At 56.3% G+C, this 16,675-nt stretch carries 16 protein-coding genes and 1 other RNA gene; 7 read left to right on the top strand and 10 right to left on the bottom strand.

The window, feature by feature from the left end:
* The first annotated feature begins 19 nt into the window (after positions 1–19).
* The 3 genes from AAAH10_RS04110 to dapE all read left to right on the top strand — a co-directional run bounded on the left by AAAH10_RS04110 (position 20) and on the right by dapE (position 3,030).
* Positions 20–736: a pyrimidine 5'-nucleotidase gene (locus AAAH10_RS04110; RefSeq protein ID WP_343560796.1), complete on the top strand. Its 717-nt coding sequence runs from the start codon at positions 20–22 to the stop codon at positions 734–736.
* Between the two features lie 152 nt (positions 737–888).
* Positions 889–1,731, top strand: a complete 843-nt coding sequence (gene dapD, locus AAAH10_RS04115; protein WP_343560798.1) for a 2,3,4,5-tetrahydropyridine-2,6-dicarboxylate N-succinyltransferase — start codon at positions 889–891, stop codon at positions 1,729–1,731.
* A gap of 117 nt (positions 1,732–1,848) precedes the next feature.
* Entirely contained in the window at positions 1,849–3,030 is a 1,182-nt protein-coding gene (gene dapE / locus AAAH10_RS04120) for a succinyl-diaminopimelate desuccinylase (protein ID WP_343560800.1), read from the top strand.
* 16 nt (positions 3,031–3,046) lie between these two features.
* Here the strand turns inward: dapE and truA are convergent, their stop codons facing one another.
* Genes truA through def form a run of 3 tightly spaced genes read right to left on the bottom strand, consistent with a single transcriptional unit; the run spans position 3,047 to position 5,393 of the window.
* Positions 3,047–3,886, bottom strand: coding sequence for a tRNA pseudouridine(38-40) synthase TruA (truA, locus tag AAAH10_RS04125; RefSeq protein WP_343560802.1), 840 nt, complete (start codon positions 3,884–3,886; stop codon positions 3,047–3,049).
* A 5-nt stretch (positions 3,887–3,891) separates the two neighbouring features.
* Positions 3,892–4,836 carry a methionyl-tRNA formyltransferase gene (fmt, locus tag AAAH10_RS04130; RefSeq protein ID WP_343560804.1) on the bottom strand — a complete coding sequence of 315 codons (945 nt, stop codon included), beginning with the start codon at positions 4,834–4,836 and terminating at the stop codon, positions 3,892–3,894.
* Between the two features lie 32 nt (positions 4,837–4,868).
* Positions 4,869–5,393: a peptide deformylase gene (gene def / locus AAAH10_RS04135; protein WP_343560806.1), complete on the bottom strand. Its 525-nt coding sequence runs from the start codon at positions 5,391–5,393 to the stop codon at positions 4,869–4,871.
* Between the two features lie 237 nt (positions 5,394–5,630).
* Here def and AAAH10_RS04140 point away from each other — a divergent pair, with 237 nt between their 5' ends.
* Positions 5,631–7,136: a DNA recombination protein RmuC gene (locus tag AAAH10_RS04140; protein ID WP_343560808.1), complete on the top strand. Its 1,506-nt coding sequence runs from the start codon at positions 5,631–5,633 to the stop codon at positions 7,134–7,136.
* A 110-nt stretch (positions 7,137–7,246) separates the two neighbouring features.
* Here AAAH10_RS04140 and AAAH10_RS04145 read toward each other — a convergent pair whose 3' ends face one another.
* The 5 genes from AAAH10_RS04145 to ffs all read right to left on the bottom strand — a co-directional run bounded on the left by AAAH10_RS04145 (position 7,247) and on the right by ffs (position 12,011).
* Positions 7,247–8,710, bottom strand: coding sequence for a DUF4139 domain-containing protein (locus AAAH10_RS04145; RefSeq protein ID WP_343560810.1), 1,464 nt, complete (start codon positions 8,708–8,710; stop codon positions 7,247–7,249).
* Between the two features lie 134 nt (positions 8,711–8,844).
* Positions 8,845–9,441, bottom strand: a complete 597-nt coding sequence (gene recR / locus AAAH10_RS04150; protein WP_343560812.1) for a recombination mediator RecR — start codon at positions 9,439–9,441, stop codon at positions 8,845–8,847.
* Between the two features lie 45 nt (positions 9,442–9,486).
* Positions 9,487–9,810 carry a YbaB/EbfC family nucleoid-associated protein gene (locus AAAH10_RS04155; protein ID WP_343560814.1) on the bottom strand — a complete coding sequence of 108 codons (324 nt, stop codon included), beginning with the start codon at positions 9,808–9,810 and terminating at the stop codon, positions 9,487–9,489.
* A 24-nt stretch (positions 9,811–9,834) separates the two neighbouring features.
* Entirely contained in the window at positions 9,835–11,787 is a 1,953-nt protein-coding gene (locus AAAH10_RS04160; protein WP_343560816.1) for a DNA polymerase III subunit gamma/tau, read from the bottom strand.
* A 126-nt stretch (positions 11,788–11,913) separates the two neighbouring features.
* Positions 11,914–12,011: signal recognition particle sRNA small type (gene ffs, locus AAAH10_RS04165), an RNA gene on the bottom strand.
* A 128-nt stretch (positions 12,012–12,139) separates the two neighbouring features.
* Here ffs and nudC point away from each other — a divergent pair.
* Positions 12,140–13,054: an NAD(+) diphosphatase gene (gene nudC, locus AAAH10_RS04170; RefSeq protein WP_343560818.1), complete on the top strand. Its 915-nt coding sequence runs from the start codon at positions 12,140–12,142 to the stop codon at positions 13,052–13,054.
* An 8-nt stretch (positions 13,055–13,062) separates the two neighbouring features.
* On the opposite strand, the gene AAAH10_RS04175 is transcribed toward nudC, so the two are convergent.
* Positions 13,063–13,935, bottom strand: a complete 873-nt coding sequence (locus tag AAAH10_RS04175; protein WP_343560820.1) for a prephenate dehydratase — start codon at positions 13,933–13,935, stop codon at positions 13,063–13,065.
* 47 nt (positions 13,936–13,982) lie between these two features.
* Positions 13,983–14,771 carry a 3-deoxy-manno-octulosonate cytidylyltransferase gene (locus tag AAAH10_RS04180; protein WP_343560822.1) on the bottom strand — a complete coding sequence of 263 codons (789 nt, stop codon included), beginning with the start codon at positions 14,769–14,771 and terminating at the stop codon, positions 13,983–13,985.
* Between the two features lie 336 nt (positions 14,772–15,107).
* Here AAAH10_RS04180 and AAAH10_RS04185 point away from each other — a divergent pair, with 336 nt between their 5' ends.
* The gene (locus AAAH10_RS04185) at positions 15,108–15,650 is read left to right on the top strand and encodes a c-type cytochrome (protein WP_343560824.1); all 543 of its coding nucleotides are present in this window, start codon (positions 15,108–15,110) and stop codon (positions 15,648–15,650) included.
* Positions 15,651–15,832: 182 nt separating this feature from the next.
* Positions 15,833–16,630, top strand: a complete 798-nt coding sequence (hisN, locus tag AAAH10_RS04190) for a histidinol-phosphatase (protein ID WP_343560826.1) — start codon at positions 15,833–15,835, stop codon at positions 16,628–16,630.
* Positions 16,631–16,675: the final 45 nt, after the last annotated feature.

Consider the following 16,675-nt stretch of genomic DNA (forward strand, 5'->3'; position numbering starts at 1 on the left):
TGCTTTCAAGGTCTGTTCCATGAAAACCGGTTCTGCTGACACAGCGCTTGCAACACTCAAAGACGAACGCGATGTCTGGATCTTTGATCTGGACAACACGCTCTACCCTGCACACTGCGATCTCTTCACCCAGATCGAGCAGAAGATGGGGTTCTATGTCCAAAAGGCACTTGATCTTCCCCTGGACGAGGCCAAGAAAGTTCAAAAGGACTACTTCCACACCTACGGCACAACCCTGAACGGCCTGATGACAGTCAACGGCATTGATCCCCATGACTATCTCGCCTTCGTGCACGATATTGACCGCACCGTTGTCGGACCGTCACCGGAACTGGATCAGGCCCTGGCCGCCCTGCCCGGCCGCAAGCTGATCTACACCAATGCCTCGCGGAACCACGCGGAACAGACACTGGATCGTCTGGGACTTTCCCATCACTTCGAGGATATTTTTGATATTGCTGACTCTGCCTTTGTTCCCAAACCGGACATGCAGAGCTACGAGCGCATGATGCAAAAGCTGTCCGTCGATCCCAAAAGGTCCGTTTTCTTTGAAGACACAGCGAAAAATCTGGCCCCTGCCCACGATCTCGGCATGGCAACCGTCTGGATTGCAACGGATTTGAGCTGGGCAACAGCAGGTGCCAGACAGGACAACAGCTCCACGCTGGCCGACCATATCCACTTCAGCACGGATGACCTGTCCGCGTGGCTGAAAGAGCTGCATTTATCCAAATAAAAAGGCAGGAAAATTGCCATCTGACGCTTTCATATAAGCTCATGTCCCCCTCGTGATTGACTCTTGCGCCGCCCTCGCGCATCTTCAGCCGGAATTAGAGGTCGGCGGGGACCAATGAACTTCCTTCATTCTGTTTAACAGGGAACCTTTCCATGTCTGCAAATCTGCAAAGCATTATCGAGAGCGCCTGGGACAATCGTGACCAGATCAGCGTGAACACAACCGGTGAAATTCGTGAAGCCGTTGAGGAAACACTCCTGATTCTGGACCGTGGCGAACGCCGCGTTGCCGAAAAGGGTCCTGATGGCTGGGTTGTAAACCAGTGGCTCAAAAAGGCCGTTCTGCTGTCTTTCCGCCTGAACGACATGGCAACAATCGCCGGTGGTCCGGGTGAAAACACAAACTGGTGGGACAAAGTTCCTTCCAAGTTTGAAGGCTGGGGCGCAGACGAGTTTGCAAAAGCCTCCTTCCGCGCGGTTCCCGGCTCCATCGTTCGCCGTTCCGCCTTTATTGCATCAGGCACCGTTCTGATGCCAAGTTTTGTGAACCTCGGTGCCTATGTTGACAGCGGCACCATGGTTGACACCTGGGCAACTGTTGGTTCCTGCGCCCAGATCGGCAAGAACGTTCACCTGTCCGGCGGTGCCGGCATCGGCGGTGTTCTCGAGCCACTGCAGGCCGGCCCGGTCATCATCGAAGACAACTGCTTCATCGGTGCGCGTGCAGAAGTTGCCGAAGGCGTGATCGTCGAGGAAGGTTCCGTTCTGTCCATGGGCGTCTACATTGGTGCCTCCACAAAAATCGTTGATCGCGAAACCGGCGAGGTCCACATGGGTCGCGTTCCGGCTTATTCTGTCGTCGTTCCGGGCACTCTGCCAGGCAAGCCGCTGCCGGATGGCACACCGGGCCCGAACCTGTACTGTGCAGTGATCGTAAAACGCGTTGACGAGCGCACACGCTCCAAGACCTCTATCAACGATCTGCTCCGCGACTAATCACTTTCCACAGTGAAAAAAATCGTTACAAAGACGGGGCAAACCGACGTTTGCCCCGTCTTTTTTTAGCCGCTTGAAAGGGTTCCAGAGGCAGCAGGGAACCGGAAAGAAAAAGAAATGACCGAAGCTTCCAGCCCCGACACCCAACGCCTGCGTGACGCCGTGGCCTTTACACAGGACCTCATCCGCTGTCCCTCTGTTACTCCCGAGGAAGGCGGCGCCCTCGACCTGATGCAAGAGGCCCTGACATCGCTGGGTTTTGAATGCACGCGCATGACCTTTGTCAGCGAAGGCAGCTATGAGGTCGACAACCTCTTCGCCAGACGCGGTTCCGGCAAGGGCCCCGTTTTTGGCTATGCCGGTCATACCGATGTCGTTCCCATCGGCGATCCTTCCGACTGGTCTGTCGATCCCTTCTCTGCCGATATTGTTGATGGCCGCCTGATCGGTCGTGGTGCCGTCGACATGAAAGGCTCCATTGGCGCCTTTGTGGCCGCTCTGGCGCGTTTTCTGGACCAGCGCCCGGACTTTGATGGTGACATCATGTTCATCATCACGGGGGACGAGGAAGGCATTGGCATCAACGGAACCAAACGGGTTCTGGAATGGATGGAGGAACAGGGCCACAGGATGGATCACTGTCTGGTGGGTGAGCCAACCAGCAATGACACCCTTGGCGACATGATCAAGATCGGCCGACGCGGCAGCATCAACTTCAAGCTGACGGTCAACGGCATGCAGGGCCATGCCGCCTATCCGCAACTGGCCGACAATCCGGTTCATCCGATGGTTCAGATGCTGACGCATCTGACAACCGAGCCAATGGACAGCGGAACAGAGCACTTCCTGCCCTCTTCCCTGCAGGTCGTGACTGTCGATGTCGGCAATCCGGCGACAAACGTCATCCCGGCTAAGATTACCGCGAACTTCAACGTCCGCTTCAACGACATCTACAATTCGGATCAGGTAATCGCATGGGTGAGGGAACGCCTGCACAGGGTTCGCGATGACTACGCGCTGGAATGGCGTGTTTCGGGCGAGTCCTTCCTCTGCCCTCCCGGAAAGCTCAGCGACCTGCTCACAGCGTCCATCGAAGCCGTCACAGGCATCAGGGCCGAACTGGGAACATCAGGAGGAACATCCGATGCCCGGTTCATCCGCAGCCATGCCACCGTTGCCGAATTCGGTTTGCTCAATGATACGGCACACAAGGTCGACGAGCACTGCACGGTTACAGAGCTTGAGCAGCTGTCGGAAATCTACGAGCACCTTCTGGAGGGTTACTTTCCGGACGCATAAAAGCAAAAAGGAAGAGCTATTCCTCTTCAGGCGCAGGATCGGGGTTCAGGCCCTGCTCTGCGCCTTTTTCATAGTCAACGGAAACAAAATAAAGACCTGCTGCCGGAGCCATCATTCCGGCCCTGTTCCTGTCTCTTGCCTCCAGAACCGTCCGAAGGTCATCCCTTGTCCACTTGCCCACGCCAACATTCTTCAGGGATCCAATGATATTGCGAACCTGATGATGCAGGAACGAACGGGCGGAAATGGTCATCTGCACCTCTTCACCCACGCGCCGGATCGCGATCTCATCAATGGACTTTACAGGGCTTTGCGCCTGGCACTCGGCTGCCCGGAACGAAGAAAAATCATGCTGTCCGACAAGAATCTGGGCAGCATCGTGCATGGCGTCGGCATCCAGAGGCTGGGGAACGAACCAGGCGCGATTGAAATCCAGAACCAGATGCGCCCTCCTGTTCACAATCCGGTAGAGATAACTGCGCTGAATTGCAGAAAAACGGGCGTTGAATTCGGGATGAACCTCAAGGGCCTCGCGGACACAGACAGACTGAAGCGCGCCCTTGCGAAGCTGATCGGCAGAGGGGCGCAGGTGAAAGTTCAGGCCATCACGCACCTTGTGTGCCGGAAAGGCACGGTTCAGATCAAAGGTGACAACCTGCCCCATGGCATGAACACCGGAATCCGTGCGTCCCGATGCCGTGATCACCGGACGTTCCTGTGAAAAGCGGAAGATTGCCTCTTCCAGCGTTTCCTGGACAGAAGGCTGACCCTGCTGCCTTTGCCAGCCGCAAAAGGGCGTCCCATCATATTCGACAATCAGTTTGTAACGGGTTTTGCGCGCTTCAAAATGGCTCATGGAGTTCAGGCATCCTCCGGCAGGGGAAGCATTTCTCCCCTTTCAAAGGCGTATCCGTTTACAAAGGCTGCAATCTCCATGGGGCCCTTGCCCGGACGTTGCAGTGTTTCAAGGACCAGCGCTCCTGAACCACAGGCAACAGCCAGCGGAACACCCGGCAGGTCAAGAACAGTTCCCGCCTCTGCCTGCGGTGCCTCATCCAGCACACGGACTTTCAGAACCTTTATCCTCTGCCCCTTGTGGAGGAACTGAACACCCGGCCAGGGTGTCAGGGCCCGCTGTTTTCGATCCAGCTCTGCAGCTGTCTGACGCCAGTCCAGCAAACCTTCAGCCTTTTCCAGCTTGTGAGCATAGGTAATACCCTCTTCAGCCTGGGTAACAGCCCTGATCTCTCCGCGACCCAACTGTTCCAGTGCATCCACAACAGCCGCACCTCCAAGCTCCGAGAGCGCATCGTGCAGGGAGCTGGCTGTTGTCTCCGCAGTAATGGGGCAACGCCTTTCCAGAAGGACAGGCCCCGTGTCCAGCCCCTGTTCCATCTGCATGATACAAACACCGCTTTCGCTGTCACCGGCTTCGATTGCACGCTGGATCGGCGCAGCCCCGCGCCAGCGCGGCAACAGGGAAGCGTGAATGTTCAGGCAGCCCAGACGCGGCGCTTCAAGCGCGGAAACAGGCAGGATCAAACCATAGGCAACAACAACAGCAGCATCAGCTTCCAGAGCAGCAAACTCTGCAATAACGCTTTCATCCCTGAAGCTTACAGGTGTACGTACGTCCAGCCCCTGCTCTTGCGCAAAGGCGTGAACCGGGCTGGGACGTTCCTTTTGTCCGCGGCCCGCCGGACGCGGTGGCTGGCTGTAAACAGCAAGGATTTCATGACCTGCTTCAATCAGTGCCCCTAGAGCCGGAACCGAAAAATCCGGAGTACCCATAAAGACCAGTTTCATATCGGATCATCCTGCTGTTTTTGAACGGTCCCTCAGGCGTCTTCGCGCTGGGAGAGAACCTTCTTCAACCTCTTCATCACCATGCCGCGTTTGAGCTTGGAGAGGTAATCCACAAAGAGAACACCGTTGAGGTGGTCAATCTCGTGCTGGATGCAGGTCGCCAGCAATCCGTCAGCATCCAGTTCCTGCGTTGTTCCTGTGCGGTCCAGATAACGGACGCGCACGGCAGCCGGACGCTCGACATCGGCATACTGCTCAGGAAGGGACAAACAGCCTTCATTGTAGGAGGAAAGCTCTTCAGAGGTCCAGATGACCTCCGGGTTGGCCATCAGCAGGGGAGCCGGTTTTTCCTCACTGTCTGAATCCGCGACATCAACAACAATCACGCGGTCCGTTTCGCCGATCTGGTTGGCAGCAAGGCCGATACCCCTGGCGGCATACATTGTCTCGAGCATGTCATCCATCAGCGTCTGAACACGCGCATCAACCTGCTCTACAGCCTTACAGACCTCTTTCAACACCGGAGCGGGGGCATAGACAATCTTGCGAACAGCCATCTTTCTGTCTTTCTGGCAATCTTTTCAACAGGAGAACAAAAATTCGGGGATCATCCCTTTTCTCATAGGCTTTTAGGTATTCTCCCCAGCGCGTCCGGTCAAGGAAAACAAGAGAAAAGCAGATCTCCCCACAAAGAAAAAGAAGTCTGGTCACGCTTTTTCCAAGCTGCTAGTCTTTGGGGAACAAAACAGGAATATTCAACCCTGTATCACTCCCTTGATGACGGATTTGATTTGATGGACTTGATCATCGCCGCTGCTGCACTGGTTTCAGGATTGCTTGTTGGAGGCCTCGCGATCTCGCTTCGTGCCGGCAAGGCACGGCGATCACTGGAACAGGATCTTCAGGAGCAGGTCTACAAAGTCAAAAATCTGGGCAGCCAGCTGCACAAACAGGAACAGGATTTTCAGCAGCAGTCGGAAAAGCTCCAGTACATTCAGGGCGTCTATGCAGAGGCCCGCGAAGCACTGGCCGCACAGGATGAACGCCTTTCCCAGCTGCCCCGGATTGAACGGCAGGAACAGGACGCCCGTCAGACCATCGAGGAACTTCGGCAGGAGCTTTCCACCCAGGGACAGGAAACGGCTGAACTCCGGACTGCCCTGAACAAGGAACGACAGCACCATCAGGAAAAGCTGCAACAGCTGGAACAGGCCAAAAAGGACATGAGCCAGCAGTTCGAGAATCTGGCCAACCGCATCCTTGAGGAGAAAAGCAAAACCTTTCAGGAACAGAATCAGAATTCCCTTGAAAATCTTCTCAACCCCCTGAAGGAAAACATCAGTTCCTTCCGCAAGAAGGTCGAGGAAACCTATGACAAGGAAACACAGGATCGCATCCGGCTGCGCACAGAGATTGAAGCTCTCGCCAAATCCAACAAGGTGATCAGTGAAGAGGCCACCAATCTGGCACAGGCCCTCAAGGGACAGAATCAGGCCCAGGGTGCCTGGGGCGAGATGATCCTTGAAAAGGTACTGGAAAAATCAGGTCTGGAAGAAGGCCGGGAATACAGCGTCCAGCTCTCCGTCACGGGCGAGGATGGCCGCAGATCACGCCCTGACGTTGTCGTCCATTTGCCCAACGAACGCGACATTGTCGTCGATTCCAAGGTTTCCCTAGTAGCCTATGACCGTTACCAGAACGCCGAAACCAACGAGGAACAGGCCCAGGCGCTCAAGGAGCATACACAGTCGCTGCAAAATCACATCAGAGGCCTTTCCAGCAAAAACTATCAGGATCTCGATGTGGTCCGCACACTGGACTATGTCTTGCTCTTTGTTCCGATCGAAGGAGCTTACAGCCTTGCCGTCCAGCACCAGCCGGAACTGATGCAACAGGCGCTTGAGCGCAACGTGGTGATTGTCACGCCGACAACTCTGCTTCTGGCCCTTCGAACTGTGGAGAACATCTGGGTTTACGAACGCCAGAATCGCAATGCTCTCGAGATCGCCGAAAAGGCCGGAGCACTCTATGACAAGTTCGTTGGCTTCACAGACGACCTTGCCAGAATTCAGAAATCCCTCGGTCAGGCGCAGGATGCAACAGACAAAGCCATCAACAAGCTTTCTGACGGCCGCGGCAATCTGGTGCGCTCAACAGAACAGCTCAAACTGATGGGCGCCAAGGCGAAAAAGGCGATTGCTGCCACCCTTCTGGAAGAGGCCAGCGCGGAAAGCGCAGAGGACGCCGATACAGACAGGCCCGAACCGGAAACAGAACAGCCTGCCCTGCTGGAGCAGTAAGACAGGCTGTTTCACAAATCCGGCACTCCGGGAACAGTTGCAGTCTGACGACGGTTTAAAGCCCGGAGAACTTATTCTCAGGAACGACACCCATGCACCCGGCAGTTTGATCAGCGCATTCTGACGCGCAGGCGATAGGCCAGGGTTTTGCTTTGACCTTTGGGCAACTCGACGGTCCAGCCAATGCGATTGGCCGCCAGCTTTTCCGACGTCAGGCTTTCTTCCAGAACCTCCCACTCGCCGTTTGGCATCCAGCCGCGCAGCTCGGCCGTCACATCACTGTCCCCGCTGTTGGTCAGGGTGATTTCCTGCGCCAGTTCATAGGATTTCTTGGAAAGCTGCTGATAGTCTGTCTGACGGGCCTTGCCGAAGACCGCATTGGCCTGACCGATAGGCAACTCTGCCTTTGCATCAACCGGAAGACTCTGCAGAGGCACCTCGCCAACAAAGACCGGACCGATTGCACTGGCCTGATAGAGGCTGAAAAGCCCGGCAGGCAGAGCCTTGCCCAGACCTTTGGCTTCCTCGTTGTCCAGCTCCAGCGCCAAACTCGCCTGCTGACGGCCGCTTTGGTGATTCTGTGGCCATGCAGAGACCAGATTGTCAAAGCGATAGTGTGTTTCTGTCTGAACGTCCTGGGCGGTCAGGAAAGGCACCTGCATCGACTGGTTCGGCGCCAGTGTCACAGCCCGGGGAAGGCTGTAGAGATCACGATCCGACACAGAGCTTCTGGTTTCCGCAACATCACTGTAGGCAGCCTCTGCTTCCAGTGACTGGACCGCCGCCCCGCGGGCAGCAGCGTGCAGCTGCTGTTTGGGCTGAAAGCTTCGGTTTACCTGCCCGGCGAAAAGATGCACTCTGGCATCGCTCAGACTCAGGCCCGTCTGGTTGTGAAGGGTAACCTGGGCCTGCAAATCAAGCTTTTCACCCTTCTCGTCCAGGATACCGATGTAGTTCATATCCCAGCCGAAGCCATTGGCAAGATAACGCAGATCCAGCGAAACAGGGCCATCCTCGTCCACAACCGCATCAGCCAGCAATGCCGTTTCAGCGCGCAGGTTATCCGGTACAGATTCAAAAACCAGTCTTCCCTTCGGATTGGTCTCGATCCGGTCCCCGACTTTCAGGATCAGCCCCTGTTCCAGAGACAGGACCAGAGCCTCTTCCACCTTTTCCTCACCGGTAACAGGATTGTCGCGCACCAGCTTGATCGTCTTGCCCAGATTGGCTGCCAGCAGGGCACGCTGCGACAAGGTCGCTGCCTGCAGACGTTGGGAATTCACACGCAGGCCGTCACCGCTCAGCCACAGGCTTGCCGGGATCAGGCCGTCCGGAACATCCTCAAGGATCAGAGTCTGTCCACCCTGTTTCATGTCCACCGAACGGGTTTCGTTGATCTGCGCCAACCCGCCTTCATAAAGAATCAGGGAAAGCTCCTCCCGGTTGCTGTCATCAACAACCACAGACTCAGCAGCCTGTGCCAGGGAAACCGACGCCAGGGAAAGTGCAACAACCGCTGCACCCGCTGCGGGAATATAAAAGGAAGAAGAGCGAAGATTTCTGCGGCGAGTCATGGGAAAGCCTTTCAGGGAGACGTTTCTTTTCAGCCTAGAAGCTAAGAAGCGATCAAGTCCCAAGCATGAAGACTTTTGGGTTTGTTTGCCACTATTAAGGCAATCTGCCCCAATGATTACCAAAAGATGATTTTCTATTCGGCAGAGCGACGGGCCCGAAGGGCAGCTGTCAGGGTTCCGTCATCCAGATAATCCAGGGTCCCGCCGACAGGGACACCATGAGCCAGACGGGTGAGCTTCACCCCGCAATCCGCCAGCCTCTCGGTCAGATAGTGGCCTGTGGTCTGTCCCTCGACAGTCGCACTCAGCGCAAGAATGACCTCGTTTACATCCGGAGCCGCAGCCCTCCTGAGCAAACCGTCAATGGCAAGCTGCTCCGGACCGCGCCCATCCAGTGCGGAGAGCGTTCCACCCAAAACATGGTAGCGCCCGCGATAGGCCCCGCTGCGCTCCAGTGCCCAGAGGTCTCCGACCTCTTCCACCACGCAGATCTGGGAGCTTTCACGCTTCTCGCTTGCACAGATTGCACAGGGATTGCTGTCATCCAGATTCCCGCAGATCCGGCAGGTCTGGACAGCATCGGCAGCGCGCTTCATGGCCTCGGCAAGGGGAAGCAGAAGCGTCTCCCGCTTTTTCATCAGGAACAGGACAGCCCGACGGGCAGAACGCGGCCCCAGCCCCGGCAAACGTGCCAGCATCTGGGCCAATCTGTCTATTTCACTCTGGGCCATGCAGTATGATCTCCAAATGCAGAAACTGTCCCGAACATCACATGATCAGAACGGCATCTTCATACCGGCCGGCAGGTTCATGCCGCCTGTGACTTCCTGCATCTTTTCCTGTGCCACCGCTTCAACACGCGCGTTTGCATCATTGATTGCCGCAACCAGCAGATCTTCCAGAACCTCGGCCTCATCAGCCTTGATCAGGGTCGGGTCAATGGAAACACTGCGCACCACGTGCTTGCCGTTCATTGTCACCTTGACCATGCCGGCCGCTGCATTGCCTTCAACTTCAAGGCTCTCGAGCGAGGCCTGCATTTCCTGCATTTTTTCCTGGGCCTTCTGGGCCTGTTTCATCAGGGAAGCGAGGTTTTTCATGGTTTTGTCTTCTCTCGTCGTCAATCACTCTTCGCCGCTTTGAAGTCTGGCTTCAAGGGCACTGTCATCCAGATCAAAATCGTCATTCGGCAGCAAAATGTCCAGCGAATCATCATCATAAAAACCATCGACGACAAATTGCCCTGCATCCAGTCCGCTCCGGCTGACGAACTGCGCTCCGGGGAAAACCTTCAGGACAGCCTGAACCATCGGATCCTTCATCGCCTTGCGGTCGAGTTCGCTGCCGATATCCTTTTCCTGCTGCCGAATTGTCTCAACACCGCTCCGTGCCGAAGCGCGCACATCCCAGACGACGCCCGTCCATTCCTGCAAATGCCGCTGCAAACGACCTTCGAGATCGGACGGCGCACCCTTTCCGGGATTGAACTCGATGTAACCCGGCTCATAGCTGATCAGATGGACATCGTTTGCCAGATAGGCCGCAAAGATACGCTCGTTTTCCTTGCGTGCAATCGTCACCACATCCGCAAAGCGCAGAGGCACGGGGTAATAGCCCCGTTCATCCTTCTCCATTGGCGTGTCGGCGTCGGTCGCAACCGTTACGCTGGCTTCATTGTCAACAACCAGGCGCGGGCCATCGCCGCGTCGTGCCGGATCATTGGCTCCACCCTGGCGCACCAGTCCGCCAACAGAAGCTCCCGCGGCCTGTGAAAAGCCGCCCGTGCCACCGTTCGCAACCATTGCGCCAGCCTGTTCACCCGTTTTTGTCAGGACGTTGCTGGCCGGGATTTCAGCTGCCAGAACGTCCTTCAGCTTTTTTATGACTTCCCCCGGCGTGGGAAGGCTGCTTGCATGGGTCAGCCGCACCAGCATCATCTCTGCAGCCTGGAGCGGTTTGGGTGCACGCTGTACCTCTTCCAGCCCCTTGAGCAAAAGCTGCCAGGTCCTCGCCAGAACAGCCAGCGACAGCTCCTGCGCCATGCCTCCACCGCGTTCGCGCTCTGCTTCCGGGACGCCCGGAGCGTTGAGGCTTTCGGGAACCAGCTTCGCACGTGTCAGGAAGTGTGACAGCTCCAGCAGGTCCTGAATCACAACCACCGGATCGGCACCACCGCTGTAAAGATCGGACAGAATCTCCAGCGCTCCGGGACAGTCTCCCTGAAGCGAGACTTCCATCAAATCGAAAACCCGCGTCCGGTCTGCCATGCCCAGCATGTGGCGGACCTGATCCAGTGCGATCGTCGCTCCACCACCCAGTGCAATGGCCTGATCGACAAGGGAAAGTCCGTCACGGACGGAGCCGTCAGCAGCACGGGCCAGAAGGTTCAGCGAATCGTCATCCGCCTGAACAGACTCCCTGTCCAGAATGCGTTTGAAATGCTCCATCAGTTCGTGATGCTCCACGCGTCGCAGATCAAACCGCTGACAGCGGGAAAGCACCGTTACAGGAACCTTGCGGATTTCCGTTGTCGCAAAGATAAAGATCACATGCTCCGGCGGTTCTTCCAGCGTCTTGAGCAGCGCGTTGAAAGCGCTGTTGGACAACATGTGAACCTCATCAATGATGTAGACTTTCTTGCGCGCCGATACAGGGCGATAGCGGACGGATTCGATCAGTTCGCGGATGTCACCCACACCGGTCCGGCTGGCCGCATCCATTTCCATCACATCGACATGGCGATCCTGTGCGATGGCCTGACAGGATTCACACACGCCGCAAGGGTCGGGCGTTGGGCCACCCTCACCATCAGGCCCGACACAGTTGAGGGCCTTGGCTATGATCCGTGCAGAGGTCGTCTTGCCCACACCCCGAACACCGGTCAGCACAAAGGCATGGTGGAGACGGTTTGTTTCCAGTGCGTTTGTCAGGGTGCGCACCAGTGCGTCCTGACCAATCAGGTCGCGAAAGGTGGCCGGGCGATATTTTCGCGCCAGAACCTGATAGGCCTGATCCTGATCTGTTTGATCACTCATACGGTGAACCTGTTTTGTCTCTTGATTCTTATCGCTTTGCATCACTGCAGGCCCTCACCATAGACCATGCGTTCGGAGCATCCAAGCGGCAGACGCAAAAACAGGACATAAAAAAACGGGTCGAACCGGAACGGCCACCCGCATAGACAGTTTTCTCTGTTTTATTTAGGTGAGAGGCTGAACCACGACCCGTAAGCAATTCGTTACGGCTGCTTCCTTCCGGACCTGACCGGGTTGGCGAACGCTGCGCCCGCAGCCAACCTCTCGGTGCTCTATATCGACCCTGTCTTTCGAAAAGGCAAGCTTTTTTCTTTTCTTCTCTCACCAGCTTTTCACTCGACAGTTCTCCGGAAAGACGCAAGGCTGTGAAAAAAGAATGCCGGAAACCAAAGAGATGACGTCACAGCCACACGATCCCAGAAATCTGATGTATATCAGCAGCAGCCTGATTCGCGGCCCTGTTGCCCAACAGGGCGATATCCGGATTCTGGTCTGTGTTGGTCAGGACCTTTTCATGCCGACAGAGCAAAGTTGCCTTTTCACGCTGCCGGATCAGGAAAGACAGGGCCTTGCCAACATGGCGGATGAAGTGCTTTGCCTCGGTGAAGTCTCCGGCTCGCTGTGTCTGGCTCTCTGTTTTGCGGATTCCCAATCAGCTCCTGAGCGCTTTGTCGGAACACTCCACAACCTGCGCAACGTCTGGCGCCTGCTCCCGCGGGAGGAAGCCTCTCTGGCAGCCTATGCCCGCGGCCTCTATCACTGGCACCGGACCCACCGTCACTGCGGGCGCTGCGGCTCCACAACAGCCTCGGTCAGGAACGGGCAGGAACGCCTGTGCAACAATCCGGATTGCAGCGCGGCGCACTTTCCGCGGACAGACCCGGCTGTCATCATGAGAATTACCGACGGTGACTGGTGTTTGCTGGCCCGCAATGCCAGGTGGCGCAACGGGATGTATTCCGTTCTCGCCGGTTTTGTGGAAATCGGGGAATCCCTGGAACAGGCTGTTGTCAGGGAGACCCGCGAAGAGGTCGGCATTGCCCTGCAAAGCGTCAGCTACTTTGCCTCCCAGCCCTGGCCCTTCCCCTCTTCCCTGATGGTCGGCTTCTGCGCCACGGCAGACCGCCACCAGCCCCTGAGCATTGATCCTCACGAGATCGAGGACGCCCGCTGGTTCCATCGCAATGAACTGCTGGAAGCCCATCACAAAGAGCAAAAAGGCGAAGTCGAGACTCATCCCCTTCGCCTTTCCTCACAGGATTCCATTTCCCGTGAACTGATCAACGACTGGCTTTTCAGCCAATCCTGATACCGGATTTACTGCGCAGCCACCTGCTTGCGGAACGGGCTGGCCGGGTAAACGCCCAGAATCTTCACTTCCTTGGAAAAGAAGCTGAGTTCCTCAAGTGCCAGACGCACCATCCGGTCATCCGGGTGGCCTTCGATATCGGCATAGAACTGCGCCACGGCGAAACTGCCGTCCGTGATATAGCTTTCCAGCTTCGTGATATTGACCCCGTTGGTCGCAAAGCCTCCGAGCGCCTTGTACAGAGCTGCCGGGACCGAACGCACACGAAAGACAAAGGTCGTGACAACGGTTGATTCTGCAGGATCAGGGTCAATCGGCTCCCGCGCCATGATCACAAAACGCGTGGTGTTGTCATCCGTGTCCTGAACATCCGTTGCCAGAGTCTCCAGATTGTAAAGCTCAGCGGCCAGCGGCGGAGCAATGGCAGCATCCTCGATGGAGTTCTTTTCAGCCACCTCGGCTGCAGCACCCGCAGTATCCGCGGCGACCAGTGCCTCAAATCCGTGTTCGCGAATCAGGTTCCGGCTCTGACCGATTGCATGAACATGGCTGTGCACCCGTTTGATCGTCTCCATTGTTGCTCCCTTCGGAGCGAGCAGGTGATGACGAATGCGCTGATAATGTTCCCCGACGATATGCAGACCTGAATCAGGCAGAAGGTGATGATTGTCAGCCACCCGGCCAGCACGGGAGTTGTCAATCGGGATCATGGCCAGCTCGGCATGCCCGTTTCGGACAGCCGCAAAGGTGTCTTCAAAGGAATGACAGGGAAGCACCTCCATCTCCGGATACACCAGATGGCAGGCCATGTCGGAGTTCGCTCCGCGCGCGCCCTGAAAAGCAATAATGCCCTTGCCGTTTTTCCCCGTCTCTTCACTCATCAGTCTGCTTCCCATTCAGTCAGTCTTCTTTTCAACAGCCCGTCACATCAGCCCTGCTGCGCCAGCAGGGCACGAGCACGTTCCAGATCGTGCGGTGTATCCACGCCGAGCGGGACAGTGTCCACCAGCGCTACATCAATACGCATCCCCGCTTCCAGGGCACGAAGCTGCTCCAGACGCTCCCGCTTCTCCAGAACAGAGGCAGGGAGGGATACAAAAGTCTCCAGCGCAGAGCGGCGATAGGCATAGAGCCCGATGTGATGATACAGCGGCGCTTCGCTCTCATCACGCCCCTCTTCACACCAGGGCGCCTGTGCCCGGGTAAAATAGAGAGCCGTCGCAACAGTCTGCCCAGCATCAAACCCCGCAACAGCCTTGACAACATTCGGGTTCGTCCGCTCTTCCGGGACAGTGATCCGGGCGGCGAGGGTTCCGATATCAACCCCCGGCTCCCCAAGCAGGGCAGCACAGCGCCTGATCAGTTCCGGTTCAAGTGTTGGCAGATCGCCCTGGACATTGATGACGGCATTGTACCTGCCCTCGGGATCAAAGGCCTGAAGAGCTGCATGAATCCGGTCGGAACCGGATGGCAGGTCAGGGTCCGTCAGGATGGCTGTTCCCCCTTCGCGTTCAACAGCTTCAGCAATGCCCTGCTCTGCACAGGCCACCACGACAGGTCCCAGTGCGGCCTCTACAGCACGGCGATAGCACTGGACAATCATCGGTGCACCGGCAATCTCTGCCAGGGGCTTGTTCGGCAAGCGTGTCGAACCAAGGCGGGAGGGAATCAACACCACCGGTTTGAGGGGCGCTGCTGCAACTGTTTCCTGCGTCATGAAAACCAAACCTGAAAAAGAACGTAAGACAAAAGAGACCGCAAAGGAGCCTGATTATTTTTACAGGACTTTAATGCGATCCTGCAGTTGCGCAAGATGCGAATGGAACCGGAAGACGCGAAGGTGCGACGATTCGTCAAACCTGACTTTTCCGATGTGATTGAGTAGAAACGCATCAAACCGAAGAAAAAATGGCAATGTTTAAGGCCTTTTTATCTTTTCTATTGTTTTACTGGGTTCCAAACACAAAAAACAGCCTCGGACTTGAACAGAAAGCAAGGGGACTGTATTGTCGCCTGCAAAGATCAAAAACATGCCCAAAGGGTCAGGAAAGATATGTCTCTTGAATTGAACAAGATTGCAGCAGCCGTTCTCAGCGCCGGTATCATCTACATGGGGTCCGGTTTCATTGCAGACCTGCTCTACAAGCCCGAAGACCTTGAGAAAAACGTTTACGTTGTTGATCTGGGTGACGGTACAGCAACTGCTGCGCCTGCCGCTGAAGAACCACAGGGTGCCGAGCCTGTCTCTCCTCTGCTGGCTTCCGCATCTGTTGACAAGGGCGCCAAGCTCTTCAAGAAATGTGCGGCCTGTCACTCTGTTGACGAAGGCGGCCCGAACAAGGTTGGCCCCAACCTCTGGAGCATCGTGGATCGTGCGAAAGCTTCCCACCCGGGCTACAGCTATTCAGATGTCCTCAACGGCATGAGCGCCCAGTTGTGGGACTACGAGGCCCTGAACGAATTCCTGTACAAGCCGAAGGAATACGCTCCAGGCACAAAAATGAGCTTCGCCGGCATGAAAAAAGCCGACCAGCGTGCAGACCTGATCGCCTACCTGCGCGCCCAGGCCTCTGCTCCGGTCGCTCTGCCGCAATGACAAGCGAATTAAATTACAGCGTTTGAAAAAAGGCAGCGACAAATCGCTGCCTTTTTTGTATTTCTTTGAGGACATCAAAGCCTTTCCGGGAAGGCGAGAAACCAAAAAGATTCCGGGTTCCACGCCCTTCTGCAGCAACACTTCTGAAGCTTTGCAAAGCTCTACAAGGACAGGTATTTCCCATGGCCGAAGCCACTTGCCCGCAGCACTTCATTGATCTGGGCCACCGTCTGTGTGACGAGGCAGCAGTTGTTATCAAGGAATACTTCCGCCAGAACCCGGATATCGAGGACAAGTCAGATGCCTCCCCCGTCACTGTTGCAGACCGCGGCGCTGAATCCGTGATGCGCAAACGGATCAACGAGACCTTCCCCGATCACGGCATTTACGGCGAGGAGTTCGGTTCGGAAAACACGGATGCCGAATTTGTCTGGGTTCTGGACCCGATTGACGGCACGCGCAGTTTTATTTCAGGTCATGCCATTTTCGGCACACTCGTTGCCCTGCTGCAAAACGGTTCCCCGATCATAGGCATGATCTCCATGCCAATCCTGAACGAACGCTGGGTTGGCGCGGCCGGTCAGCAGACAACCTTTACAGACTATCGCGGAACCCGCCCGGTCCAGACCCGCGCCTGCCCCGACCTGAAGCTTTCCACAGTTGCGACGACCACGCCCATCCTCTTCAGAGATGCCGAGGAACTGGCGCACTACGATCGTCTTGCTGCAGCTTCCAAACTCCCCCTGATGGGTGGTGATTGCTACAACTATGGCCTGATTGCCAACGGCACAATCGATATTGTTCTGGAAAGCGGTCTGGGACTTTATGACTACATGGCCCACATCCCGGTTATCGAGGGTGCAGGTGGCCGCGTGACAGACTGGCAGGGCAACCGCCTGAACATGAACTCTGACGGTCAGGTTCTCGCAACTGGCGATGCCAAGCGGCATGCTGCTGTGGTCGAGTTTGTCAATTCCTGACAAAAGTCATCAAAAGACACCATATTCCCCGAACAACAAAAGCGA

It is taken from the genome of Carbonatibacter coralli, assembly GCF_039592655.1.
Taxonomy (GTDB): domain Bacteria; phylum Pseudomonadota; class Alphaproteobacteria; order Kiloniellales; family Kiloniellaceae; genus Carbonatibacter; species Carbonatibacter coralli.